The 24812-nt window shown below is 62.9% G+C and carries 26 protein-coding genes; 15 read left to right on the top strand and 11 right to left on the bottom strand.

All coding sequences use genetic code 11. The features are described 5' to 3' along the window. Positions 1 to 37: 37 nt before the first annotated feature. The 5 genes from JNO51_RS05100 to phnF all read right to left on the bottom strand — a co-directional run bounded on the left by JNO51_RS05100 (position 38) and on the right by phnF (position 4107). On the bottom strand, positions 38 to 1054 hold the full coding sequence (locus JNO51_RS05100; RefSeq protein WP_215781942.1) for a putative 2-aminoethylphosphonate ABC transporter substrate-binding protein: 1017 nt from the start codon (positions 1052 to 1054) through the stop codon (positions 38 to 40). A 184-nt stretch (positions 1055 to 1238) separates the two neighbouring features. Continuing rightward, complete coding sequence (locus JNO51_RS05095) at positions 1239 to 2039, bottom strand: ABC transporter substrate-binding protein (protein ID WP_215781941.1); 801 nt, start codon at positions 2037 to 2039, stop codon at positions 1239 to 1241. Positions 2040 to 2151: 112 nt separating this feature from the next. Next, a complete protein-coding gene (phnN, locus tag JNO51_RS05090; RefSeq protein WP_215781940.1) occupies positions 2152 to 2712 on the bottom strand; it encodes a phosphonate metabolism protein/1,5-bisphosphokinase (PRPP-forming) PhnN in 561 nt (186 codons plus the stop codon). Then, the gene (locus JNO51_RS05085) at positions 2702 to 3382 is read right to left on the bottom strand and encodes a DUF1045 domain-containing protein (protein ID WP_215781939.1); all 681 of its coding nucleotides are present in this window, start codon (positions 3380 to 3382) and stop codon (positions 2702 to 2704) included. Before JNO51_RS05085 ends, phnN begins: the two co-directional genes overlap by 11 nt. Continuing rightward, positions 3382 to 4107 carry a phosphonate metabolism transcriptional regulator PhnF gene (phnF, locus tag JNO51_RS05080; RefSeq protein WP_215781938.1) on the bottom strand — a complete coding sequence of 242 codons (726 nt, stop codon included), beginning with the start codon at positions 4105 to 4107 and terminating at the stop codon, positions 3382 to 3384. Before phnF ends, JNO51_RS05085 begins: the two co-directional genes overlap by 1 nt. A gap of 159 nt (positions 4108 to 4266) precedes the next feature. Here phnF and phnG point away from each other — a divergent pair, with 159 nt between their 5' ends. The 9 genes from phnG to JNO51_RS05035 all read left to right on the top strand — a co-directional run bounded on the left by phnG (position 4267) and on the right by JNO51_RS05035 (position 11410). Further along, positions 4267 to 4701 carry a phosphonate C-P lyase system protein PhnG gene (gene phnG / locus JNO51_RS05075; RefSeq protein WP_215781937.1) on the top strand — a complete coding sequence of 145 codons (435 nt, stop codon included), beginning with the start codon at positions 4267 to 4269 and terminating at the stop codon, positions 4699 to 4701. Beyond that, positions 4701 to 5276, top strand: coding sequence for a phosphonate C-P lyase system protein PhnH (phnH, locus tag JNO51_RS05070; protein ID WP_215781936.1), 576 nt, complete (start codon positions 4701 to 4703; stop codon positions 5274 to 5276). Before phnG ends, phnH begins: the two co-directional genes overlap by 1 nt. Positions 5277 to 5279: 3 nt before the next feature. Next, the gene (locus JNO51_RS05065) at positions 5280 to 6377 is read left to right on the top strand and encodes a carbon-phosphorus lyase complex subunit PhnI (protein WP_215781935.1); all 1098 of its coding nucleotides are present in this window, start codon (positions 5280 to 5282) and stop codon (positions 6375 to 6377) included. Beyond that, positions 6370 to 7215, top strand: a complete 846-nt coding sequence (locus JNO51_RS05060) for an alpha-D-ribose 1-methylphosphonate 5-phosphate C-P-lyase PhnJ (RefSeq protein ID WP_215781934.1) — start codon at positions 6370 to 6372, stop codon at positions 7213 to 7215. The genes JNO51_RS05065 and JNO51_RS05060 overlap by 8 nt, the downstream gene beginning before the upstream one ends. Beyond that, positions 7212 to 7985, top strand: a complete 774-nt coding sequence (phnK, locus tag JNO51_RS05055; protein WP_215781933.1) for a phosphonate C-P lyase system protein PhnK — start codon at positions 7212 to 7214, stop codon at positions 7983 to 7985. Before JNO51_RS05060 ends, phnK begins: the two co-directional genes overlap by 4 nt. A 5-nt stretch (positions 7986 to 7990) precedes the next feature. After that, the gene (phnL, locus tag JNO51_RS05050) at positions 7991 to 8698 is read left to right on the top strand and encodes a phosphonate C-P lyase system protein PhnL (RefSeq protein WP_215781932.1); all 708 of its coding nucleotides are present in this window, start codon (positions 7991 to 7993) and stop codon (positions 8696 to 8698) included. After that, positions 8695 to 9831 carry an alpha-D-ribose 1-methylphosphonate 5-triphosphate diphosphatase gene (locus JNO51_RS05045; RefSeq protein ID WP_215781931.1) on the top strand — a complete coding sequence of 379 codons (1137 nt, stop codon included), beginning with the start codon at positions 8695 to 8697 and terminating at the stop codon, positions 9829 to 9831. Before phnL ends, JNO51_RS05045 begins: the two co-directional genes overlap by 4 nt. Position 9832: 1 nt before the next feature. Beyond that, positions 9833 to 9994 carry a hypothetical protein gene (locus JNO51_RS05040; RefSeq protein WP_215781930.1) on the top strand — a complete coding sequence of 54 codons (162 nt, stop codon included), beginning with the start codon at positions 9833 to 9835 and terminating at the stop codon, positions 9992 to 9994. Positions 9995 to 10126: 132 nt separating this feature from the next. Beyond that, positions 10127 to 11410 carry a ferric reductase-like transmembrane domain-containing protein gene (locus JNO51_RS05035; protein WP_215781929.1) on the top strand — a complete coding sequence of 428 codons (1284 nt, stop codon included), beginning with the start codon at positions 10127 to 10129 and terminating at the stop codon, positions 11408 to 11410. A gap of 12 nt (positions 11411 to 11422) precedes the next feature. On the opposite strand, the gene JNO51_RS05030 is transcribed toward JNO51_RS05035, so the two are convergent. Then, positions 11423 to 12040 (bottom strand): hypothetical protein, encoded by a 618-nt coding sequence (locus JNO51_RS05030; protein ID WP_215781928.1) that lies wholly within the window; start codon positions 12038 to 12040, stop codon positions 11423 to 11425. Between the two features lie 101 nt (positions 12041 to 12141). Here JNO51_RS05030 and JNO51_RS05025 point away from each other — a divergent pair, with 101 nt between their 5' ends. From JNO51_RS05025 to JNO51_RS05010, 4 genes are all read left to right on the top strand, one after another. Further along, positions 12142 to 12603: a YhcH/YjgK/YiaL family protein gene (locus tag JNO51_RS05025; protein WP_215781927.1), complete on the top strand. Its 462-nt coding sequence runs from the start codon at positions 12142 to 12144 to the stop codon at positions 12601 to 12603. Then, on the top strand, positions 12600 to 12809 hold the full coding sequence (locus JNO51_RS05020) for a SlyX family protein (RefSeq protein WP_215781926.1): 210 nt from the start codon (positions 12600 to 12602) through the stop codon (positions 12807 to 12809). The genes JNO51_RS05025 and JNO51_RS05020 overlap by 4 nt, the downstream gene beginning before the upstream one ends. Before the next feature lie 14 nt (positions 12810 to 12823). Continuing rightward, positions 12824 to 13840 (top strand): DUF1176 domain-containing protein, encoded by a 1017-nt coding sequence (locus JNO51_RS05015; protein ID WP_215781925.1) that lies wholly within the window; start codon positions 12824 to 12826, stop codon positions 13838 to 13840. A 118-nt stretch (positions 13841 to 13958) separates the two neighbouring features. Then, on the top strand, positions 13959 to 15263 hold the full coding sequence (locus JNO51_RS05010; RefSeq protein ID WP_215781924.1) for an MFS transporter: 1305 nt from the start codon (positions 13959 to 13961) through the stop codon (positions 15261 to 15263). A gap of 62 nt (positions 15264 to 15325) precedes the next feature. Here the strand turns inward: JNO51_RS05010 and JNO51_RS05005 are convergent, their stop codons facing one another. Genes JNO51_RS05005 through JNO51_RS04995 form a run of 3 tightly spaced genes read right to left on the bottom strand, consistent with a single transcriptional unit; the run spans position 15326 to position 20997 of the window. Further along, entirely contained in the window at positions 15326 to 16738 is a 1413-nt protein-coding gene (locus tag JNO51_RS05005; RefSeq protein ID WP_215781923.1) for an efflux transporter outer membrane subunit, read from the bottom strand. After that, positions 16735 to 19875, bottom strand: a complete 3141-nt coding sequence (locus JNO51_RS05000; protein WP_215781922.1) for an efflux RND transporter permease subunit — start codon at positions 19873 to 19875, stop codon at positions 16735 to 16737. Before JNO51_RS05000 ends, JNO51_RS05005 begins: the two co-directional genes overlap by 4 nt. A gap of 3 nt (positions 19876 to 19878) precedes the next feature. Then, the gene (locus JNO51_RS04995) at positions 19879 to 20997 is read right to left on the bottom strand and encodes an efflux RND transporter periplasmic adaptor subunit (protein WP_215781921.1); all 1119 of its coding nucleotides are present in this window, start codon (positions 20995 to 20997) and stop codon (positions 19879 to 19881) included. Positions 20998 to 21205: 208 nt separating this feature from the next. On the opposite strand from JNO51_RS04995, the gene JNO51_RS04990 reads away from it, so the two are divergent. Together JNO51_RS04990 and JNO51_RS04985 are read left to right on the top strand one after the other, a co-directional pair. Continuing rightward, on the top strand, positions 21206 to 21802 hold the full coding sequence (locus tag JNO51_RS04990; protein WP_215781920.1) for a TetR/AcrR family transcriptional regulator: 597 nt from the start codon (positions 21206 to 21208) through the stop codon (positions 21800 to 21802). Between the two features lie 43 nt (positions 21803 to 21845). Continuing rightward, on the top strand, positions 21846 to 22418 hold the full coding sequence (locus JNO51_RS04985; RefSeq protein WP_215781919.1) for a sugar O-acetyltransferase: 573 nt from the start codon (positions 21846 to 21848) through the stop codon (positions 22416 to 22418). 29 nt (positions 22419 to 22447) lie between these two features. On the opposite strand, the gene JNO51_RS04980 is transcribed toward JNO51_RS04985, so the two are convergent. Continuing rightward, positions 22448 to 23191: a metallophosphoesterase gene (locus JNO51_RS04980; RefSeq protein ID WP_215781918.1), complete on the bottom strand. Its 744-nt coding sequence runs from the start codon at positions 23189 to 23191 to the stop codon at positions 22448 to 22450. Positions 23192 to 23292: 101 nt separating this feature from the next. Then, positions 23293 to 24801 (bottom strand): MFS transporter, encoded by a 1509-nt coding sequence (locus tag JNO51_RS04975; protein WP_215781917.1) that lies wholly within the window; start codon positions 24799 to 24801, stop codon positions 23293 to 23295. Positions 24802 to 24812: the final 11 nt, after the last annotated feature.

Here is a 24812-nt window from a genome sequence, read left to right as displayed (position 1 = left end):
GGAGAGCCCGCCCTCTGGCTGACGCAGGCCACACAGCTCAGGACTTCGGCGCCGCCTTGCTTTCATAACGACGCGACCACTCCTGCAGGATGGCGTCACGGTGCTGGGCTGCCCAGCCGAAGTCATTCTTGATCAGACGCTTGGCATAATCGCCCGGCAGATTGGGGTTTTGCTGCGCCACACCCGGCATGGCCAGTACGGCATAGCTCTTCTGATACAGCTGCATGGCCGGCAGGCTGGCCGAGAAATCCGCCAGCTTCTTGGCGGCTTCAAGGTTTTTGGTGCCCTTGATGATGGCTGTGGCTTCCAGATCCCAGCCCAGACCTTCCTTGGGGAAGATCAGATCAATCGGCGCCCCCTGGCTCTTCAGCTCGGCACCACGATATTCAAACGAAATGCCGACCGGATACTCACCGGCGGCCGCCATCTTGCAGGGTTTGGAGCCGGAATGCACATACTGGGCAATGTTGTTGTGCAGCTGATCCATGTAAGCCCAGCCCTTCTTTTCTCCCATCAGCTGCAGCCAGGCAGACACATCCAGATAGCCGGTCCCGCTGGAGGCCGGATGCGGCATCACGATCTGCCCCTTGTACACCGGCTTGAGCAAATCGGCCCAGCTGGTCGGTGCCGGCAGATGTTTTTTGGCCGCTTCAACGGTGTTGAAACAAATGGTCGCCGCCCAGACATCCATGCCGGCCCATTGCGCCGGCTTGCTGCTGTCGATGAACTGACGACTCAGTTTGTCGGCCCCCTTCGGGGTATAGCCTTGCAGCATGCCCTGCTGCTTGAGGATCATCAGGCTGGTCGCGGCCAGCCCCCAGACCGCATCGGCCTGCGGATGATTCTTCTCCGACAACAGCCTGGCGGTAATGACGCCCGTCGAGTCGCGCACGAAATTGAGATCGACGTCGGGATTGACCTTCTGGAAAGCGGCCTTGTAGGCATCGACCTGATCCGCCTCCAGGGCAGTGTACACCGTCAGGGTGCTATTGGCTTGTGCCATGGAGGCGGCACCCAGTGCCATGCCCAGCCAAACGGCCATCTGCTTTTTCATCAAACCGGCTCCTTGTGTTTAGACGTATAGACAAATAAACCGACACACTGACATCCATGGGTCAGATCATTTGCCGCTACCTTAAGGAGCAACGATTACAGAGTCATAAACCTTGAATGAAGCTTGTTTTGCGCGACTAGACGTCTGGAAAATCCATTGCCCAGTCCCCCGGGAGCGCTGCCGCTCATCGCTGGACAAAGCTATCCGGCACCCGGTCGAACACATGAAAGCGCGCCACCAGCCAGGGGTAGGCACCGGTGCGCCGCCATTTGGCGTAGGCCGCCGCAAACTGGCGTGCCAGATCCGGTCCATCGGCAGCATTCTTGAACGCGATATACATCGGATTGCCGCTGAATACCGCGCCCGGCACCTGCACCACCCGCGACGTGATATCCGGTATCTGCGGCTGCACCAGCTGCATGGCCAGCGTCTCGGCTACGGCGACATCGATACGTCTAGCCAACAGCATGTTGAATAACTGCGCCTGGGTCTGGGGGCTCAGATCGACCTTGCCGCCCGCATTGATCGCATCACTGACTTCCTGGCCGAGAAAATAGCCACGCGGGGCACCAAAACGGAACTGCTGCATCATGCTGGCAACTGGCGGCAGATAACGGATTCGCCGGCGGTCATCACGCCGGACAAACAGGGTGACATGCTCAACATGCAGCTGATTCCCCTCCAGAAACACGGCAAACTTCTGCCGCTCCGCGGTCTTGCCCATATAGGTAACGGCATCCACCCTGCCGGTCGACAGCAGGAGCTGCGTCCGGCTCCAGGGCACCCGCACAAACTGTACCGACCATCCCAGATCAGCAGCCACCATCCGCACCAGTTCGGTATGAAAGCCGGTCAGATTGCCCTGCTCGTCCAGATATTCAAACGGGCGGTTATCGGCTTCTTCCATCGCGACCGTGAGCGTTTGCCCCCAGACGGCCAACGTCATCCACCCTGCCAGCAAAGCACTCCATGTCAGCAACCTCATGCTCGACCCCCGCCGGACCCTGAGCTTGGTATAGATAATTCACCCGGCAACAGGCAATGACCATCGGATCAGCGGTCTGCACCGCGGCAGGGTCAGCAGGTCCGCCCCAGCGTCAATGCCAGGGCGCGCAGAGCAGACTTAACAACTGCTCGCCCCCCTGAGACAGGGTGCCATCATTGCGCAAAATCAGGCTGCCTTCTGGCGGGACAAACCCGGCCGCTTCCTGCAGGCGGCGCTGCACCGCCGCCTCATCCTCCCGACCGCGTGCCCGCAATCGTTCTGCCAGCACCGCCGGACTGGCCAGTACCCACAGCGGGGTCAGCGTCGGGAAATGCGCGGCCGCCAATGGCAAGGTGGCACGCGAACCATTCACCACCACGTCCAGCCCCTGTGCCAGCCAGGTTTCGACCTCCACTCCCAGTGCATAGGCCAGGCCGTGCCGACGCCAGCTCAGGGCAAAACAACCATGGCGCTCGCGACTGTCAAACTCGGCGGCCGACAGGGCAATGTGGTTCTCCCCCCCGGCATCGGCCGGGCGGGTGATGTAGCGATGAGCAAACACCAGCCGGGATGAGCCCGCCAGTTGCTGGCGGGCATAGGCCAGCAGACTGTCTTTGCCGGCACCGGACGGCCCGATGACATACCACAGACGGCCGGGAGACTCAGTCGACATCGCGCCATACCTCGCCATCGAAACCGCAATAAGCCCGGTAGCGCAGCGCCTGGCCGGCACCAGGCTCAACAAACAGCGCCAGCCCTGCCACCACCTGCTGCAGGTGAGGCGCGAAATACTGCCCGGCAGAGGCCTGCAACGCAGAGGCATCGGGGGCATCCTGCGCCATGCGCTCGCTCAGGGTCATATGAAAGCGAAATTGCTCGAAGACATAGGGATAGCCCCAGCGTGCATACAATTCGAGCTGCCGGGCGCTGAGCCCCTGGCGTTCGGCCAGTCTGGCCTGAGGGTCTCCCAGAGACTGAAGTTGCAGCACACAGGCCGTGGCCAACTCGCCCAGACGCGGAAGCGGCTGTGCAGGACGCAGGGAGAGAAAACCGTGCAGCCAGCCCACCTGCAGCGGCAGAGCGAAAGGCGAAAAACGCGTGGCCAGTTCGCTCACCGCTGCCACAAGTGTCGCCTCATCCACACCCGGGGCCGGTGCAAAGGGGGCCTTGAGCGTGCCATGCCAGCCATAGCGTGCGGCCGTGGCCGTCAGCGCGTGAGACAAGCCAGGCAAGGCAGGCTGCGTCACCACGCGCCCACTGGCCGCGTCATAGCCAAGCCATTGGCTGCCTGCCTGCCAGAATGCACTGTCTGGCGGCGGTGCATAGAAAATGGCGCAGCGCATCAGTGCTCGTCCTCCATGACCAGCTGCACCAGATCACCGTTGAAGCAAGTGATGCCATACTGAACCGGCTGACCGGCCGGATCGACGTTGAGGGATTTGACGTGCAGTACCGGTCGGTTTTTCGGGATGCCGAGATAGTCCACCACCTCCGGCTCCGGCAAACGGGCGGTGACCCGGGTAAAGCGCCGGGTATAGTCGGCCACGCCGAACTCGGCCAGGGTCAGCGTCACCGACCGCAGACGGCGGAACACCTCGGGCAAGCCGGGAAAACGCTCGGCCGGGAAAAAAGCCATCCCGAAATCAATGACACGTTGCTCAACCGTACTCAGCGTCTTGATGCGATACAGCACGGCACCAGGCGACACACCGAGCAGTTCGGCCAGTTCGGCCGTCGCCGGCAGGGTGTCGGCCGCCATGATCTCCACCTCGGCACTCAGGTTCTGGCTGGCCATATTGCGCGAAAAACGCGTGCGCTTGCTGATGGCGTAGTCGATGGCATTGTCCTGAACAAAAGTCCCGCGCCCCTGCTCGACCCGCAACAAGCCCCGCTCCACCAGCGTCGCCACTGCACGGCGCACGGTATGGCGGTTGACACTGAAACGCTCGGCCAGCTGCAACTCGGTCGGCAATTGCGCGCCGGCCCGCAGCGCACCACTGGCAATCTCCTCGGCCAGACGATCTTCGATTTGCCGCCAGACAGCGACCCCACTGCCACGCTCTATCATTGCTTCACCCCCTCAGTCACCAGACATCCAGCCTGGCCACGAAAACGTCACAAAAGCTTCATCGACCCATGATGTTCAAAACGGCTTGCCGGCTATTATCATGCAGTCGTCTATACGTTTATATGAATTTTTCTTGAAATGGTGACGAGCCCTTCCATCATGCAGACACGACAACATTGGTTGGGCGTGCTGGCCAACAGCCCGCCTGACGATTTGCAGACCCGGCTGACACCCTGGCGGCAGCTGGCTGCCGCCCCCATCTGGTTGCGACGAGGCGAAACCGGCCTGGTGATGTTGCAGGGCCGGATCGGCGGCAGCGGAGCACGTTTCAACCTGGGCGAGATCAGCGTCACCCGCGCCAGTTGCCGCATCGGCACACAGACCGGACACGGCTGGGTGCGTGGCTCGGATGCCCATCATGCCGAACTGATCGCCATTGCCGATGCATTACTCCAGGACCCGCAACATCAGGCGGCCATACTCGATACCCTGATCACGCCACTGGCTCAGGCGCTGCAGCAGCGGCGTGAGCAGGCCTCGCGCCAGGCGGCTGCCAGCAAGGTCGAATTCTTTACCATGGTCAGGGGGGAGTGATGCTGCATACCGCTTTCGAACAACCGGTCGATCAGTGTCAGCAGGTCTTCCGCGCCGTGCTCAGCGCGTTGGCCGAACCCCTGTTGCCCCGTCGCCTGCCCTGCCTGCCTCCGCCCCTGCCCGGATTGAGCGAGGCCAGTGCCGCCTTGCTGTACAGCCTGGTGGATCAGGAGGTCGCCGTCTGGTTGCCCCCCCTGCCTGCGGACACGCTGGAAAGCCTGCGCTTTCATACCGGCTTGCAGATCTGTCGCGATGTAGCCCAGGCGGATTTCATTCTGCTGACTCGTGGCTGCCCGCTGCCCGCGCTGACCGGGCTCAAGTCCGGCACGGCGGAATATCCCGACCGATCGGCCACCCTGCTGATCGAGGTCGAGCAGTTCAACACGCGGCAGATCGAGGGCTGCGGCCCGGGTATTCCGGCTTGCCGCCGCTTTGGCGCCGTCGGTCTGGCGGCGGATTTCTGGACCCAGTGGCAGCAGAACCATACCCGCTTCCCGCGCGGGGTGGACGTGATCTTGCTGGCTGGCGAACACATTGCCGGTCTGCCGCGCAGCACCCGCATTCAGGAGGGCTGAACCATGTATGTCGCCGTCAAAGGCGGGGAAACGGCCATTGCCCGCTCGTGGGATCTGCTGGCGGCCAGCCGGCGCGGAGATCCGGCCGAAACAGAACTCAGTCTGGCGCAAATCCGCCAGCAGATGCGCCTGGCCGTCGCCCGGGTCATGCAGGAAGGCTCGCTGTATGACGAGCACCTGGCCGCACTGGCGCTGAAACAGGCGGCCGGCGATGTGGTGGAGGCGGTGTTTCTGCTGCGCGCCTTTCGCACCACCTTGCCGCGGCTGGCCACCAGCCTGCCGCTCGATACCGCCGATATGCGCGTCCGGCGGCGCATCTCCGGCACCTTCAAGGATGTGCCGGGCGGTCAGATTCTCGGCCCGACCGCTGATTACACCCAGCGACTGCTGGACTTTACCCTGGCCGATGCCACGCAGCCTGCTCCCTGCCCGCAGGCCGATGCACCGGTCGCCCACCCGCTGCCCAGCGTGCTGGACACGCTGTCCAGCGAAGGGCTGATCGAAGCAGAGCCGGTACCGGAAGGTGATCCGGAACCAGTCGACCTGACACGTTCACCGCTGATGTTCCCGACCGACCGGGCAACCAGGCTGCAAAACCTGGCGCGCGCCGACGAAGGCTGGTTGCTGGGTCTGGCCTACTCGACCCAGCGCGGCTACGCCGAAAGCCATCCCTTCGCCGGGGAAATCCGCATGGGGGAGATCAGTATCCGCGTCTGCCCGCCCGAGCTCGGTTTCGACATCGAGATAGGCGAAATCACCCTGACAGAGTGCCAGATGATCAACCAGTTTGCCGGCAGCAAGACGGCGCCACCGCAATTCACCCGTGGCTATGGTCTGTCTTTCGGCGAATCCGAACGCAAGGCCATGGCCATGGCGCTGGTGGATCGCAGTCTGCGAGCCGGCGAGCTGGGGGAGGACGGCCATGCCCCGGCCCAGCAGCAAGAGTTCGTGCTGTATCACAGCGACAACGTCGAGGCCTCCGGTTTCGTACAGCACCTCAAGTTGCCGCACTACGTCGATTTCCAGGCCGAACTGGCCCTGATCCGCACCCTGCGCCAGCAGGCGGCGGCCCAGCAACCGCAGGAGGATGGCCATGAATGACGGCCAATGGCAGTACAACTTCGGCTTTCTGGATGAGAACACCAAACGCATGCTGCGCCGCGGCCTGCTCAAGGCGGTGGCCATTCCGGGGTATCAGGTGCCGTTCGGCAGTCGCGAAATGCCCCTGCCCTATGGCTGGGGGACGGGAGGCATTCAGGTCACGGCCAGCATCATCGGCCGCGACGATGTACTCAAGGTGATCGACCAGGGGGCCGACGACACCACCAATGCGGTCAATATCCGCCGCTTCTTCGCCCGCGTGACCGGTGTCGCCACCACCAGCCGCACGACCGAAGCCAGCCTGATCCAGACCCGGCACCGCATCCCGGAAACCCCGCTGCAGCCCGGGCAGATCATGGTGTTCCAGGTGCCGGAACCCGAACCGCTGCGGACGCTGGAAGCCTCCGAGGTCGAAACGCGCAAGCTGCATGCCCATCAGGAGTATGGCCTGATGCACGTCAAGCTGTACGAAGACATCGCCCGCTTCGGCCATATCGCCACCAGCTATGACTATCCGGTCCGGGTCAATGGCCGTTATCTGGCCTCGCCGTCGCCGATTCCCAAATTCGACAATCCCAAGCTGGATCGCAGCCCGGCACTGATGTTGTTTGGCGCCGGACGCGAGAAGCGGCTGTACGCCATTCCGCCCTGGACGCCGGTGGAGAGCCTGGCCTTCGACGACCATCCCTTCGAGGTGCAGCGCTGGCCCCATGCCTGCGCCTTGTGTGGCGCCGAGGACAGCTATCTGGACGAGATCGTCACGGATGATGCCGGTACCCGTCTGTTTGTCTGCTCGGACAGTGACTATTGCCAGCAACGTCAGGAGGTCACGCCATGAACATGCCGATACTGCAGGTCCGCGGCCTGAACAAGGACTATGGCAATGGTCAGGGTTGTTTCGATATCGACTTCGACCTGTATCAGGGCGAGGTACTGTGCATCGTGGGGGAGTCGGGCTCGGGCAAGTCCACCCTGCTGGCCACGCTGGCAGGCAAGCTGCCGGCGGATGGCGGGACTGTGCGCTTTCATGACCGGGATGGCGGCGAGCATGAGCTGACCACGCTGGCAGAAGCCGACAGGCGCCGGCTGGCACGCAGCGAATGGGGCTATGTCACCCAGCACGCCCGCGACGGTCTGCGCATGAATGTGTCTGCCGGCGCCAATGTCAGCGAGCGTCTGATGGCGCTGGGTCAGCGTCATTACGGTCAGTTGCGGACCACTGCCGGTGACTGGCTGGAGCAGGTGGAGATCGGCCGCGAGCGTCTGGATGACAAACCCTCGGCCTTTTCCGGCGGCATGCAGCAACGTCTGCAAATCGCCCGCAATCTGGTGACACAGCCACGTCTGGTGTTCATGGACGAGCCGACCGGCGGACTGGACGTCTCGGTGCAAGCGCGCTTTCTCGACCTGACGCGCCGGCTGGTCCACGACACCGGCATCGCGGTGATCATGGTCACCCATGACCTCGGCGTAGCGCGCCTGCTGGCGCAGCGCACGCTGGTAATGCAGCGCGGCCGGGTGGTCGAGGCCGGGCTGACCGACCAGATCCTCGATGACCCGCAACACCCCTACAGCCAGCTGCTGGTTTCCTCGATTCTTCAGGCCTGATACCCATGAGCTTATTGATTGATGCCCAACACCTGAGCAAGACCTTTGTCCTGCACCAGCAGGGCGGGCTGCGCCTGCCCGTCTTGTCTGATGTGTCCCTGTCGGTTGCCGCCGGCGAATGTGTCGCACTCACCGGTCCCTCCGGCGCGGGCAAGAGCACTTTGCTCAAGGCCCTCTATGCCAACTATCTGGTACAGTCCGGCAAGATCGGCATTCAGCATGAAGGGCAGTGGGTCGACATGGCGCAAGCCCGCCCGGATCAGATCAGTGCCGTCCGCCGTCGAACCCTGGGTTACGTCAGCCAGTTCCTGCGCGTGATCCCGCGGGTCAGTGCGCTGGACATCGTCGCCGAGCCGCTCGAAGCCTGGGGCTGGCAGCGCGAGGCCGCCCTGGCCGAAGCAGCGCGCTGGCTGGCTCGGCTGCATATTGCCGAACGTCTGTGGCACCTGCCGCCGGCCACCTTCTCCGGAGGCGAGCAACAACGCGTCAACATTGCCCGCGGCATGATCGCGCCGCGGCCGATTCTGTTGCTGGACGAACCCACCGCTTCGCTGGATGCGGCCAATCGTGCCGTGGTCATCGAGCTGATGCACGAGGCACGCCAGCGCGGCGCGGCACTGGTCGGCATTTTCCACGACGAAGCCACCCGAGATGCCATCGCCAACCGCATTTTCAACGTGCCGCTGGCACGTCAGGAGGAGCAAGCCGCATGAAGCGCATTCTGAATCACGCCCGACTGGTACTGGCTGACGGCATCATCGAGCGCGGTGCCGTGGAGATCGACAACGGCCTGATCAGCGCCGTCCATTCCCACCCGCTGGCAGAAGGCGAAGATCTGGGGGGCGATGATCTGCTGCCCGGTCTGGTCGAGCTGCATACCGACAATCTGGAAAAGCACCTGATGCCGCGCAATGGCGTGCTGTGGCCGGTCTTGCCCGCCGTCGTCACCCACGATGCGCAATGTGTGGCGGCCGGCATCACCACGGTCTTCGATGCGCTGTCGGTCGGCGACATGGAAGATGAAAGTGTCCGGCTGGATACCCTGCACACCGCCTTCGCCGCCATTGATCAAGGCATGCGCGAAGGGGTATTGCGTGCCGACCATCTGTTTCATCTGCGCTGCGAACTGTCCTGGCATGATCTGCTCGGCGAACTGAAGCTGCTGATCGACCATCCGGCTGTGCGCCTGATCTCGGTGATGGACCACACCCCCGGCCAGCGTCAGTACCGCGATCTGGCGCAATACCAGAAGTACTACGCCAAAAAGAATGTCAGCTGGAATGAAGCCACTTTCCTGCAGGCGGTGGCAGAGCGCCGCGAACGGCAGCAGCGCTACGCGGCACGCCACAAGCAGGCAGTAGTGGCCATGGCGCGGGAGCGGCACATCTGCCTGGCCAGCCATGACGACACGGATGAAACGCATATCGAAGAGGCACTGGCCGACGGTGTGCGCATCGCAGAGTTTCCCACCACGCTGGCGGCCGCGGCGGCGGCCCGCCGGCATGGCCTGGTAACCGTCATGGGCGCGCCGAATGTGGTACGCGGCGGTTCCCACTCCGGCAATATTGCCGCCAGCGAACTGGCACGTGCGGATCTGCTCGACATCCTGTCTTCCGACTATGTCCCTGCCAGTTTGCTGCATGGTGCCTACCTGCTGGTGGCACAGGCCGGCTGGACGCTGAACCGGGCTGTGGCGACGGTCAGCCGCAACCCGGCACGCGCGGTGGCGCTGCAGGATCGGGGGGAGATTGCCCTCGGCCAGCGTGCCGATCTGGTCCAGGTTCGACCGCATGGCGATGTGCCGCTGGTGCAGCAGGTCTGGCGTCAGGGCAGAAAGGTGTTCTGAGATGCACCCGGTGACCGAAACGATTCAGCGACTGTATCAGCAACATGGCGGGCAATATGACGGCGAGGCCGCCAGCCAGGCCGATCACGCCATTCAGGGTGCCATGCTGGCCCGCGAAGCCGGCGAGCCCCGGCACGAGCCCGTCATGCCGCCCGAAATGTAAACCGCTTGCCAACAAATATTGCCATTGGCGCCTGTCGCAACATCTCGCAACATCGGCACCATCTTCCTCAGTTTCGCTTAAGTTTCGCTTGTTTGAATGCGCTCAAGATTGATTCGTACCAAGGCATTCATCATGAAGAAATACCCGCTTACCCTGTTGCTGGCACTGACCACCCTGCTGTTTGGCTGGGCCAGTCTGGCACAATCCGGCATCCCGGCCACAGTCTGGGCCTGGCGTAACCAACTGGTCCTGCTCAGCGGCATCCAGCTGATGGCCGTCATGAGCACCGCCATGCTGCTGGCCACCCGCGCCGGCTGGCTGGAAAGCCGGCTGGGCGGGCTGGATCAGATGTATCGCCTGCACAAGCGCCTCGGGATCAGCAGCGGTGTCCTGCTGGCCGCCCACTGGCTGATCAAGCTCTCACCGCCCCTGTTGCTGGCGCTCGGCGCCGAACCCCTGATGCGTCATGGTCACCACGCCGGTTTTTCGCTGATCGGTCTGGCCCGGGAAGTCGGCAGCTGGAGTGCCTACGCCATGCTGGCACTGGTCGCACTGGCCTTGTTGCGACTGGTACCGTACGGCGTGTTCCGCAAGCTGCATACCCTGTTCGCCCCCCTGTTCCTGCTCGGCGCATTTCATGGCGCCATCTTGTTGCCGCGCAGTTTCTGGCCGACGCCGATCGGCATCCTGTTTGCCCTGATGATGCTGGCCGGCAGTGTCGCTGCCGGCCTGGTCCTGGCCGGTCGTATTGGTAAGTCGCGCCTGCACCGTGGCCAGGTCGTGTCGGTCACCCCGCTGCCCGGCGAGCTGCTGGAAGTGGTTTGCCAGATGGATGCCGGCTGGCCGGGCCACCGTGCCGGCCAGTTTGCCCGCGTCACCTTTGACGCAGCCGAGGGCGCCCATCCGTTCACCATTGCCAACGGTGACAATGCCGCGCGACAACTGCGCTTCATCATCAAGCGCCTGGGGGACTACACCGGCAAGCTGGCGAACACCCTGCAAAGCGGTCACCCGGTGCAGATCGAAGGGCCGTATGGCCGCTTCCTGCCGGCCAGCAAGCCGCAGCGCCAGGCCTGGGTCGCCGGCGGGATCGGTGTGACCCCCTTCCTGGCCTGGCTGGACAACTTTGCCCGCCAGGGAAGCAAGCTGGATCAGGTCGATTTCTATTACTGTGTGCAGGCCGAGCCGCACGCGGTCCAACTGGCACAGCTGCGTGCGCAATGCCAGGCAACCGGAGTACGGCTGCATCTGCTGGCCAGCGAACGCGGTGATCGTCTGCAGGCCGACATGCTGCCGGTGGTCGACAGTGTCTGGTTCTGTGGTCCGACGGCATTCGGCTCGGCACTGGCCGAGGGACTGGCCCGGCGCCGGGGCAAGAAGCCAAGCTTCCATGCCGAGGCCTTCTCCATGCGCTGATGACAGCCTGCCTCACAGCAGGACGGAATCGTCACAGTGATCGTTTTCCATCGCCGGCCGCCAGCCGGGGCTGGCACCATGCCCCAGCAGACCGGACCAGTCGCTGAAATGGAAACGCACTTCCTGCAGGCGCTCTCCACTGCACAGGAAACGGACGCTGGTGCTGGCGGCGGCATAGTCCGGCCGCAGCGCCGCCCGCAGGTCGGTCAGGGTAACCCGCTGGCCGGCATGCTGCGCCAGATAACGCCCCAGACTGCTGCGACTGACCTGTTCGGCCATCTGCACCATCTGGGAAAAATAGGCATGCGGCAGCATGCCGCTGCAACTGCCGTGCTTCTGCCACTCATGCTGCGCCAGGCCGTCCTGCACCCCCGGCATCCAGTGCGCCAGATCCGCAGGCAGATCTCCCTGATGCAGCGGCGGTGCGTGGCAGTTCTGCTGCCGGGGCCACAGACCATGCAGGGTGAGGTGATGGCTGGCGAAGTCGTCCACCACCCGGCATTGCTGCTTGCCGGCGTGCGTGGCACAAAAGCCCGGCGCCCAGCTCAGGGCCAGCACCCAATCCGCGGCCAGCGCCGGCAGGGAAACCGCCAGGGCGGTCCAAAACAATACGCGCCGAAAGGCTGACATGAGCATGCTCCCTGTCTGGGCTATAAAAGAAGCCATTGTGCCCGTCCCACGGCGGACGGGCATTCGGCTAAAATGCCAGCTCACGGATTCGAGAACCTGCCATGTACTGCGACCATATCGACCATCTGGCCGTCTGCCCGCTGCCTGATGCCTTGCGCAATGCGCTGGGATTGCTGACTGACTTCGCCCTGCTGCCACCGGGGCATTACCCGATTGACGGCACTCGGCTGTTCGCCCTGGTGCAGGAAATGGAAACCGGCTACGCCGAAGAACGGCTGTTTGAAGCGCATGCACGCTATCTGGACGTGCAATATCTGGTCAGTGGCGTCGAACGCATTGGCTATCTGCCGCGCGGCAGCGAGGTGAGACTGCATGAAGACCGCCTGGAAGAGAGCGATATTGCGCTGTACGACAGCCCCCAGGCTGCCAGCGAGCTGCTGCTGACGCCGGGCATGTATGCCGTGTTCGAGGCCGGTGAATTGCATCGCCCCTGCTGTGCTGTCGCCAGCCCGGCACCGATCCGCAAGGTGGTCCTCAAACTGCGCCAGGGAGAAGTGGCATGAATACCGAAGCACGCCTGACCGAGCTGGAGGTCAAACTGGCCTTTCAGGATGACTTGCTGGACACGCTGAATCTGACGGTCACCCGCCAGCAGCAACAGATCGATCTGCTGCAGCAGCAACTGCGTCTGCTCTACCAGCAGATGCGCAGCAATGACCCGGGTCAGGACCCGGCCGGGCCGCAACACGAGATCCCGCCCCACTACTGAGCCAGGCCCCCGTCATGCACCGTCTGCCGACCCTTTGCCTCGCCGCATGTTGTCTGCTGTACGGCAGCGTGAACCACGCTGCCGTCACGGGGTTCAGGGACTGGACACTGTCCTGCGACAACATCCTGCACTGTGAAGCCAGTGGCTTTCAGCCCGAGGAACAAACCGCACCGGGGCATGCCGCCGGACTCTGGCTGGCGCGCGATGGCGGGCCAGGCAGCGGCCTGACCGGCAGGCTGTATCTTGATGTGCCGGAGGGGGCAAGTCTGCCGGGACAAGGCCTGACGCTAAAGGCCGGAACCTGGCTGCGCAGCGGCGTGGCCGCCGATCAATTCTTTACGGCGGAGCAGATGGCGCAAATGCTGCCGCACTTGCTCGATGCCCAGGTGATTGAGCTGAGCGCAGGCCGTCTGCACTGGCAAATCTCGTTGCGCGGTCTGAAAGCCGCCTTGCTGAAGATGGATGCCATGCAATCACGACTCGACACCCCCGGGGCGCTGGTACGCAAAGGCAGCAAGGCCGAAAACAGCGTTCCCAGGCCTCCCCTGGCGCCCCTGGTGAAGGCGTCTCCCCTCCCTGCGTCTCGACCGGACGACCCCAAGCTGATCATGCCGATTCTGCGCGCCACGGCGCGTACCGACTGTTCGGTCCCGCTGAACGACCCGGCGTTGCTGGCCGCCACCATCCATCGACTCTCCGCCTCGCGCGTGTTGCTGCTGGCCGCCTGTGACGCGGGGGCTTACCAGTCCACCTTCCAGGCCTGGCTGGCCAATGACCGCCCTCCTTATCGCCCGGAACCCGTGCGACTGCCGGATGTGGATGGTTCAGCCGGGCAGCTGACCGACCCGGCGTGGCAGACTGGTTTGCTGCGCTCGTATGCCAAGGGCCGGGGGATCGGGGACTGTGGCAGCCTCAGGGTATGGGCCTGGACCGGCCAGCAATTTGCGTTGCAGCACGCCAGTGATGCCGATCCATGCAGCGGCATTGGTGGCGGCATTCCTTTGCGAATATGGACATCAAGGCAGCAATAAATGGCGCTGCCCGTTTTTTCTTTCAGAAAAAAGGCATTTCCTACTCATATGGCATTCGGTTATCCTGATCTGATACGGCGCAGGACGCCGAACAATAATGATCATGGGACAAACAACAATGCCTTTCGACCATACCCGACCACTTAATCGCAGCGACTATCGCACCCTGGCACTGGCTGCCCTCGGCGGCACGCTGGAGTTCTACGATTTCGTCATCTATGTGTTTTTCGCCGCCATCATGGGGCAAGTGTTCTTCCCGCCGCACAGCCCGGACTGGCTGGTACAACTGCAGACATACGGCATTTTTGCTGCCGGTTACCTGGCACGTCCGCTCGGCGGCATCGTGATGGCCCACTTCGGCGACCTGCAGGGGCGCAAGCGCATGTTCACGCTGAGCATCCTGCTGATGGCCCTGCCGACCTTCCTGATGGGTCTGTTGCCCAGCTATGCCAGCATCGGCATCTGGGCCCCCTTGCTGCTGCTGTTGCTGCGCGTTCTGCAAGGCGCGGCCATCGGCGGCGAAATCCCGGGCGCCTGGGTGTTTGTCTCTGAACATGTGCCGGGTCGTCGGGTCGGCTTTGCCTGCGGCACGCTGACGGCCGGTCTGACGCTGGGCATCCTGCTCGGCTCCCTGGTCGCCACGGTCATGCATGCGCGCTTCACGCCGGCCGAGCTGGTCGACCACGCCTGGCGCATTCCCTTCCTGCTGGGCGGGGTCTTCGGTCTGTGTGCAGTGTGGCTGCGCGGCTACCTGCACGAAACCCCGATCTTCAAGGAACTGGCAGAACAGCGCGCCCTGTTGGCCGAATGGCCGATGAAGCGGGTGCTGGCCTCGCATCGCGGTGCCATGCTGCTGTCGATGCTGGCCACCTGGCTGCTGACCGGCGGCATCGTGGTGGTGATTCTGATGACGCCTTCCCTGCTGGGCAAAATCCCGGAAATTGGCGCCGAGAAGGCCCTGCTGGCCAATAGCCTGGCCGTCGTCTGCCTGTCGATCGGCTGCGTGCTGGCCGGCAGCCTGACCGACCGCTTCGGCAATGGCCCGACGCTGCTGGCCGGCTCCGCGCTGCTGCTGGTCGCCTGCTACGGCTTCTACAGCCAGATTGCCGCTAATCCCGCGTTGCTGTTTCCGGGCTATGCGGTCCTGGGTTTGACGGTCGGCGTCATCGCCACCGTCCCCTGCATCATGGTCAAGGCCTTTCCGGCATCGGTCCGGTTCAGCGGTCTGTCGCTGTCCTATAACCTGGCGTATGCGATTTTCGGCGGTCTGACACCGATGGCAGTGGCCGTCATGCTCAAGAGCGATCCGCTGGCACCGGCCCACTATGTCGAAGCGCTGGCGGTCATGGGCATGCTGATCGGCCTGGGACTGAGCAGCTCGGCCCGCCGGATTGAGCCGCAGGGACTCAAGGCCAACAGCTGAAGACAGGCAGCAAAAAGCCGGACTGGAGAAAGACCAGTCCGGCTTTTTTCATTGCTCCGTCCTCAATTTGGTGAGGGGTTGGCCCCGCCACCAAGGACCTTGTACAAGGTGATGCGATTGCTTTCGCGCGCCAGCTTGACCCCGATCAGTTGCTGCTGTGCGGCATACAGGGAGCGCTGGGCATCCAGCTGGTTGAGCGAACCGTCGATCCCGGCCCGATAGCGGGCATCGGTCAGACGGGCAGTCTGGACCGCGCTGTCGGTATAGCGCTGTTGCGCCGCCAGCTGCTCCGCCATGCTGGCTCTCACCGCCAGCGCATCCGCCGCCTCGCGGAAGGCGGTCTGGATGTCTTTCTGGTACTGCGCCACATTGATGTCGCGCGAGACCTTGGCGACATCCAGCGAAGCGCTGAGCGCACCGGCATTGAAGATCGGCAGGTTGAGCTGCGGCAGGAAACTCCAGGTGCCATTGCCCCCTTCGAACAGCCGGCTCATGTCATTGCTGGCACTACCGGCACTGGCCGTCAGCGTGATGCTGGGGAAGAATGCCGCCCGGGCCGCGCCAATATTGGCATTGGCCGCCTTCAGGGCATGCTCGTCGGCCCGCAAATCGGGACGCGACAGCAGCACGCCGGAAGACAGACCGGAAGGCAGCTCGGCCAGCAGGGGCGGACCGTCAAAGCGTCCGGCGGGCGGCAGGGTCGCCTCATCCAGCGGGGCGCCAACCAGCAGGGTCAGGGCATTGCGGTCCTGCTCCAGCTGGCTGCGATAACTGGCCGCATCGACACGGGCACTCTCCATCAGCCCCTGCGCCTGACTGACATCCAGCTGCGAGCCAATCCCCAGCGCAAAACGTCGCTGGATCAGATCCAGCGATTGCCGGCGGCTGCGCAGCGTCTCTTCGGCCAGCTTGAGCCGGTCCTGGTCTGCCGCCATGCTCAGCCAGCCATTGACCACCTCGGCAATCAGGCTCAGCTGAGTGGCGTTGCGGGTTTCCACGCTTTGCAGCACGGTTTCCCGGGCAGCATCGGTCTGGTTCTGCAACTTGCCGAACAGGTCGATTTCCCAGGCACTAAAGCCTACGCCGGCATTGTAGCTGTGCGTAATGCGCGGACTGCCGCTACCGGTCAGATCCTGGGCAGTCTGGCTGTGCGAGCCGGCGGCCGTGGCACTGACGGCGGGCAGCAGGTTGGCGCGGGTGATGCCGTACTGGGCACGCGCCTTGTCGATATTCAGCGCGGCAATGCGCAGGTCGCGGTTATTGGCCAGCGCCTGGGCCACCACCTTGCGCAAGCGCTCATCCTGGATGAACGTCTGCCAGTCGAGGTCGACGCGCTGGGCAGTCGTGGTCTGGCCATAATCCGGCAGACTGGCCGGTACCGGTGCTTCAGGGCGCTGGTAATCGGGCGCCAGCAGCGAGCTGCACCCGGTCAGCAGCGCCAGGCTCAGCGCCACACTCAGGGATCGCAACTTCATGGGTTTTCCTCCTTGACGGTGGTGACCGTCGCCTGGCTGTGGCGGCTGAAATAACGGCGAATCTGCACAAAGAACAGTGGGATCAGGAAAATCCCCAGGATCGTCGAGGCCAGCATGCCGCCCAGCACCCCGGTACCGATGGCGTGCTGACTGCCGGAACCGGCGCCATTGGAGATGGCCAGCGGCAGCACCCCCAGACCGAAGGCCAGCGAGGTCATCAGAATCGGCCGCAGACGCAGGCGAGCCGCCTCCAGCGTCGCCTCGATCAGATCACGGCCCTGCTCCTGCAAGGACTTGGCGAATTCGACAATCAGAATCGCGTTCTTGGTGGCCAGACCGATGGTGGTCAGCAGCCCCACCTGGAAGTAAACGTCATTGGACAATCCGCGCAGCCAGGTCGCCAGCAGCGCGCCGACGACCCCGAGCGGCACCACCAGCATCACCGAGAACGGTACCGACCAGCTCTCGTAGAGGGCGGCCAGACACAGGAACACCACCAGCATCGACAGGGCATACAGTGACATGGCCTGCGATCCGGCCAGACGCTCCTGATACGACAGACCGGTCCAGGAGTAGCCGATACCGGCTGGCAGCTTGGCCGCCAGTTTCTCCATGGTCTGCATCGCCACACCAGAGCTCAGCCCCGGTGCAGGCTGCCCCATGATCTCGACCGAAGGCACCCCGTTGTAGCGCTCCAGACGTGGCGAGGCGTAGGTCCAGTAAGCACGCGAGAAGGCAGAGAACGGCACCATGTCGCCACTGCTGTTCTTGACATACCAGCGTTTCAGATCATCCGGCTGCATGCGGAAAGGCGCATCAGCCTGCACATACACTTTCTTGGTCCGGCCCTTGTCGAGGAAGTCATTGACATAGGCACTACCCCAGGCGGTTGCCAGCACGCTGTTGACGCTATCCATCGACAGGCCCTGGGCACCGGCCAGCGTCTTGTCGACATCCAGCTTGTACTGCGGCGTGTCGTCCATACCGTTGGGACGTACGGCGACCAGGCCCGGCTCCTTGGCGGCCATCATCAGCAACTGATTGCGCGCCGCCATCAGCTTGGCATGCCCCAGCCCGCCCTGATCCTGCAGCTGGAAGTCAAAGCCGGTGGCATTGCCCAGATCCATCACCGCCGGCGGAGCAAAGGCAAACACCATGGCTTCGCGGATCTGCGAGAAGGCGCCCATGGCACGACCGGCAATCGCGTCCACTTTCTGGCTGGCCGCCTTGCGCTGATCCCAGTCCTTGAGACTGATGAAGGCAATACCTGTGTTTTGGCCATTACCGCCAAAACTGAAACCGGCGACGGTGAAGATCGAGTTGACGTTATCTTTCTCATCCACCAGGAAATGCTTTTCCACCTTCTTCAGGACATTGATGGTGCTTTCCTGCGTCGACCCCGGTGGCAGCGTGACCATGGAGAACAACACACCCTGATCCTCTTCCGGCAGGAAGGAGGTCGGCAAACGGACAAACAGCAAGGCCATCACGCCGACAATGGCCAGATAGATCAGCGAGTAGCGCGTGGAGCGCGCCAGCACGCGCCCCACCAGACTCTGATAGCGGGCGGTATTGCGGTCGAACATGCGATTGAACCAGCCAAAGAAGCCGGTGTGATGCTTCTCGTGATCCTTTTCCACCGGCTTGAGCAGCGTCGCGCACAAGGCCGGCGTCAGGATCAGGGCCACCAGCACCGACAGCGCCATGGCCGAGACGATGGTGATGGAGAACTGCCGGTAAATCACGCCCGTCGAACCGCCGAAGAAGGCCATCGGCACGAACACGGCGGACAGCACCAGACCGATGCCGACCAGGGCGCTGGTAATTTGCCCCATGGACTTCTTGGTGGCCTCTTTCGGAGACAGGCCTTCCTCGCTCATCACCCGCTCGACGTTCTCCACCACCACGATGGCGTCATCGACCAGCAGACCGATGGCCAGCACCATACCGAACATGGTCAGGGTGTTGATCGAGAAGCCCGCCACCGCCAGCACGCCGAAGGTCCCCAGCAGCACCACCGGCACGGCAATGGTCGGAATCAGGGTCGCGCGGAAGTTCTGCAGGAACAGATACATCACCAGGAACACCAGCACGATGGCCTCGGCCAGGGTCTTGATCACCTCGCGGATGGAGATCTTGACGAACGGCGTGGTATCGAACGGATAAACCGTCTTCATACCATTCGGATAAAACTTGGCCAGTTCGGCCACACGGGCTTCCACGCCCTTGGCCGTTGCCAGGGCATTGGCCCCCGTCGCCAGGGTAATGGCGATACCGGTCGCCGGCTTGCCGTTGAAGCGCGTGGCGTAGTCGTAGCTTTCCGCGCCGAGTTCAATGCGCGCCACGTCACGCAGCCGGACCGCGGCGCCATCCGAGCTGGTACGCAGCAGAATGTTGCCGAACTGCTGCGGCGTATGCAGCAGGGTCTGCGAGGTCACGGTCACATTGAGCTTCTGCCCCTTGACAGAAGGCGTGCCGCCCAGTTGGCCGGCAGAGACCTCGGCGTTCTGCGCCTGAATGGCCGCCGTGACATCCGCCGGATTCAGCTTGTAGGTATAGAGCTTGTTGGGGTCCAGCCAGACGCGCATGGCATAGGGCGCACCAAACAACTGCACACTCCCCACCCCCGGCACACGACTGATCGGATCCAGCAGATTGGTCGAGACGTAGTCGGACAGGTCGGTGGCGTTCATCGAACCATCTTCCGACACAAAGCCCAGCACCATCAGGAAGCTGGCGTTGGCCTTGTTGACGGTGATGCCCTGCTGCTGCACGACCTGAGGCAGGCGCGGCGTGGCCAGCGACAACTTGTTCTGCACCTGCACCTGGGCGATATCCGGGTTGGTGCCGGCGCTGAAGGTCAGGTTGATGCTGACGCCACCGGAGGAGTCACTGGTGGAAGACATGTACAGCAGACCATCCAGCCCCTTCATGTTCTGCTCGATCACCTGAGTGACCGTGTTTTCGATGGTACTGGCCGAGGCACCCGGGTAGGAAGCCTGAATCGAGACCTGAGGCGGCGCGATGTTCGGATACTGCGACACCGGCAGCCCGGTAATCGCCAGCATGCCGGCCAGCATGATGATAATGGCGATCACCCAGGCAAAAATCGGGCGATCAATAAAGAACCTTGCCATGGCTTATTCTCCCGTTCCGGCGCCCTGTGCCGGCGACGGCTTCACGGGCATGCCCGGACGGATGTACTGCAGGCCATCGACAATCAGTCGATCACCCGGCTTCAGGCCCTGGCTGACCAGCCAACGATTGCCGACGGCGCGCGGCGTTTCCACCACGCGGGCTTCCACCTTGTCCCCGGCGCCGACGACCATGGCAACGGCCTGACCTTTCTCGTTATGGCTAATCAGGTCCTGAGCAACGAGAATGGCTTTTTCGTTGACCCCCTCTACCAGGCGGGCACGGACGAACATCCCCGGCAGCAGGGCATGCTTCGGATTGGGGAACTGGGCACGCAGCGTGACGGAACCGGTACTCGGATCGACAGTGACATCGGTGAACTGCAGCTTGCCTTCCAGCGGATACGTGCTGCCGTCTTCCAGCGTCAGGCGTACGCGAGCCGCGTCGGCACCGGCGCTCTTGATCGAGCCGCTGGCCAGCTGTTGCTTGAGCTGCAGCAGCTCGCCACTGGAGCGGGTGACGTCAACATAGATCGGATCGAGGGCCTGAATGGTGGTGAGGGCGGTCGCCTGATCCGCCGTGACCAGCGCCCCCTGCGTCACATTCGATTTGCCGATGCGACCGGACACTGGCGCCAGCACATGGGTGTAGCCCAGATTGATGCGCGCCGTATCGACGGCAGCCTGGGCCTGCTTGTAGGCCGCTTCAGCGTCGTCATAGTCCTGCTGACTGACGGCATTAATGCCGATCAGCTGGCGATAACGCTCGGCCTTGCTCTTGAGGGTGGCCAGATTGGCCACGGCACTGTCGTAGCTGGCGCGATAGGTCGCCGGATCGATCTGATACAAGGCCTGGCCGGCCTTGACATCACTGCCTTCGGTGAAGAGGCGCTTCAGCACCACGCCACTGACTTGCGGCCGGACTTCGGCCAGCGTGAATGCCGCCGTACGGCCGGGCAGCTCGCTATCCAGCGCCACCCGCTCGGGCGCCAGCGTGACAAAGCCGACTGTCGGCAATGCGGCCGCGGCCTGGGAGGCATGATTGCCGTCCCCGCAGGCCGACAACCCGGCGGTCATCAGGCATGCCAGCGCGACAGCAGAATAAAGGGAAGACTTTTTTTGCATGCGACACCTGTCTTGATCATGTTGTCTGCGCAATCTGGCGCGAGGATGAGTCAGCGCGCGGGCGCGTCGGGTAATCCACACTACTTTATAACGAAGTAGAATGAACACTCAATCTAGTTTGAGCGTTCATTCTATGCTAGGATGCAGCAATCCGGCAATCAGCAAAGTATGAATGATTTTGTAGCGGTGCCGCATCCAAAGGAATCTCATGGTGACCACGCCCTCTCAAGAGCCACAACGTGCACAAATGCGACGCAGCCAGGTGTTGCAAGCCGCCACGCGCTGTTTCCGGCTGTATGGTTTTCATGGCTGCAGCATGGCTCAGCTGGCCAAAGAGGCCGGCATGAGCGTTGGCCACATTTATCATTATTTCGAGAACAAAGAAGCCATTATCGAAGCCATCGTCCAGCAAGATCTGGAAGAATGGCTGATCAGCATGTCCCGGCTGCTGGACAGTCCGGATGTCTTCCAGGAGATTCTCGACACCCTGGAAGAACCGGTGCGGGAGACCCAGCAGCCAGACTATGCGGCACTGCAGATCGAAATCATCGCCGAAGCCGCCCGCAACCCCAAGGTGGCTCACATGGTGCACACCGTACATCGGCAGGTACGCGATACCGTCGCCGCCATGCTGATCAAGGGAAGTCGGCGCCCGCTGAGCGAGACCGAGATCGACAGCAAGTTCGAACTGCTCAGCGCCCTGTTTGACGGTCTGATGGTGCGTGCCATCCGTGCCGAAAAAATGGATCTCGATGGTCTGATGGCCATCATGCGGCCGACCATCCGCTTTATTCTCGACCACTGAGCCTTGTCCACGGGCACGGCTCATTTCACAAGGAGATTGCACCGTGTCCAGTCAATGGGATCATGTTCTGAATGGCGGCGTCCTGGACGACTTCATGCCGGAAATCGACCGCGACCGGGAGCGCGGACAGGCGCAGCTTGCCCGGCTCAACGCCATTCCGCTCAGCGACAGGGCGGCACGCCAGGCCATGGCCGCCGAGCTGTTCGCCGCCTTCCCGCCCTCCTGTGTGCTGTTCTCCCCCTTCACCTGCGAGTTCGGCCGCAATATCCGTTTCGGCGAACACAGCTTCGTCAATGTGAATGTCACCATGGTCGATCTGGGTGAAATCCATATCGGCAGCCATGTGATGATTGCCCCCAACGTGCAGATCTATACCGCGACCCATTCGCTGGATTACCTGTCCAGGCGCGAATGGCTGACCACCGCAGAAAAAGTGGTCATAGGCGATGACTGCTGGATTGGTGGCGGCGCCATCATCCTGCCGGGGGTGAGCATCGGACCGCGCAGCGTCATCGGCGCCGGAGCGGTCGTCACCCGGGACATCCCCGCCGACTCGCTGGCCGTAGGCAACCCGGCCCGGGTCATCCGCCGTCTCAATCAGCAAGGCAATCGCTGAGTCCTGCCCCGCCGGACACGGCGATCCACTCAGTGGCGAGTACTGCCGGTCTCCAGCCAATGCGCCCAGGCTTCATTGCCATGCGCACGGGCGGCGCGTGCCGCGGCCCGATGGTCATAGCCAATGGCGCGCAGACTGACGTCCCAGCCCTGTCCATGCCATTCACAGATGGCATAGCGCGCATGCGGACTACCGTTTTCCATGCGGTGGGGATAAGGGTGATCATCGGTGTAAGCCGGCAAGCCGACACTGCCCGGATTGACCACCAGCCGGCCATCATAGAGCGCGTGTACCCGGGGATGATGAGTGTGGCCGCATAGAATCAGTCCGGCCGGGATGCCGGCAGCCCGCAGCTCGATGGACTCGTGGCAGGCGGCATGCACCCCGTGCGGATCGACCTCTTCCAGGAAATAGGCCAGATCATCGCCCGGCGCGCCGTGGCAAACATGGATACCCGGCTCGCTCAGGGTCAGGTCCGCCGGCAGGCTGTGCAGCCAGTCACGCTGACGGGCCGTGGTCTGCTCATAGGCATACTGATCAGACTGACCGCCCTTCTGGCGGGCACAGGCCAGCAGTTGACGTTCGTGATTCCCGCGGATAGTGCGCCAGTCCAGCGCCATCAGGCGCTCGGCGGTCGCAGCCGGTTCCAGCGGGCCGGAGAGGATATCGCCGGCATTGATCACCAGATCGACTTGCTGGCGATCAATGTCGGCGATCACGGCTTCCAGCGCCCAGAGATTGCCATGAATATCCGAGACGACAGCGACTTTCATCGTTCAACCTCAAACCATGACATTAGTTTTTAAGTATGGCCAATAAGGTTTAACAGTCAAACTGAATAAAACAGTTTGCAGACGTCGAGCAATCGTCATGATCAGCGGAAGGTTCTCTGCCACAGCAGCAACAGCGCCATGGCCAGACCGAGCCACATCTGCAGGCGGAAGAACTCAAGACAGGAGAGCATCAGCGTCTGACGCGACCACTCGCTGGTCAGCAAACCGAAGGCCGTACTGGCATCGACTTGTGGCAGCGTGACGCGCATCTGCGCCATGGCCTCGCCCAGCCAGGGGCTGCCATCGGCAAAACGCTCCGACAGGCGACTGAAATGCAGGGCATTGCGTCCCTGAATGAACACCGTACTGAGCGAGACGGCACTGGAGAGCGCCACCTGGCGCAGCATGTTCTTGGTCTGGTAGGCATGGGCAAATGCGCCCTCTTCCACCGCACTGAAGGTCCCCTGTGCCACCGCAATAATGAATACCGACATGAAGCCCCCGTTCAGCAGCAGAATGGCGGCAAGACGGCCCAGACCCGTGTCCTGGTTCAGCCCGCTCATCAGCAGGCCATAGGCGCCGAGCAGCAGCATGCCCAGCACCATGGGCGGACGCAGCGTCTTGACCAGACCGCGTTGGAGCAGGAAGGCATACACAGTGGCAAACAGCATGCCGGCCAGAAAGCTGACCGACAGCAACAGTCCGGTGGTCGGCACGCTGAAGCCCAGCCCCTGCTGGATCAGCAGGGGCATGATGTAACTGTTGGCCGCCACCATGGTGTAGCAGAAGAAGTAGTACGCCAGCCCGAGCAGATAGCGCTTCTGGCCCAGTTGCCGCCAGCGCGCACCATGACCGGCCGTACTGACCCGGCGCAGCCACATCAGACTGGCCAGCAGCACGCCGGCCAGCAGCGCCAGCAACCAGCCTGGACGACTGAAAAAGTCATAGGGCAACTGCTGAATCAGGTATTGCAACAACAAGATGGCAACCGCCAGCCACAACAGGCGCGGAGAAGTCATCTCGCGATCATGCTCATCCCCGGCCTCCGTTTCGGCAAACAGGCCACTGGCCAGCCAGCCGGCCGCTGTCCAGGGCAGGATGCCGAAACACAGCCAGCGCCAGCTGCCGGCGCCGAGCGCCAGGCTGCCCAGCAAGGGGCCCAGTGCCGACCCGCCCAACAAGGCATAACCAAAACCCAGCAGCGCCGGCGTGCGCTGTTCGGCAGCCAGGCGGCTGACCTCGACACGTGCACCGGTGAAAAACGCCGCTGCCGCGATGCCCTGCACCGCACGGCCCAGAATAAAACCAGCCGGACCATGCGCCATGCCGCATACCACCGCCCCGGCCGCAAACAGCAGCATCGAACCACGAATCAGCCGGCGCGGACCGAAAGCCAGACGCAGGCGACGCTGCTGACTGATCGCCAGCACGGCACAACTGGCATAGGCCATGGCGGCATAGCTGAACTCCTCCGGTCCGGCACCGATGCCGCCCATGACATCGCTGGCGGCAAAATTGAGCATGCCGTTCTGTAAAAACTCCACCATCGTGACGGCCATGATGCACAGCATGTACAGCGGCAGCTTGTGCTGGCCTGATTGATCCTGCATTGCCCTATCCT

It is taken from the genome of Paludibacterium sp. B53371, from assembly GCF_018802765.1.
Lineage (GTDB): Bacteria > Pseudomonadota > Gammaproteobacteria > Burkholderiales > Chromobacteriaceae > Paludibacterium.
This window is presented reverse-complemented; position numbering and strand designations above follow the sequence as displayed.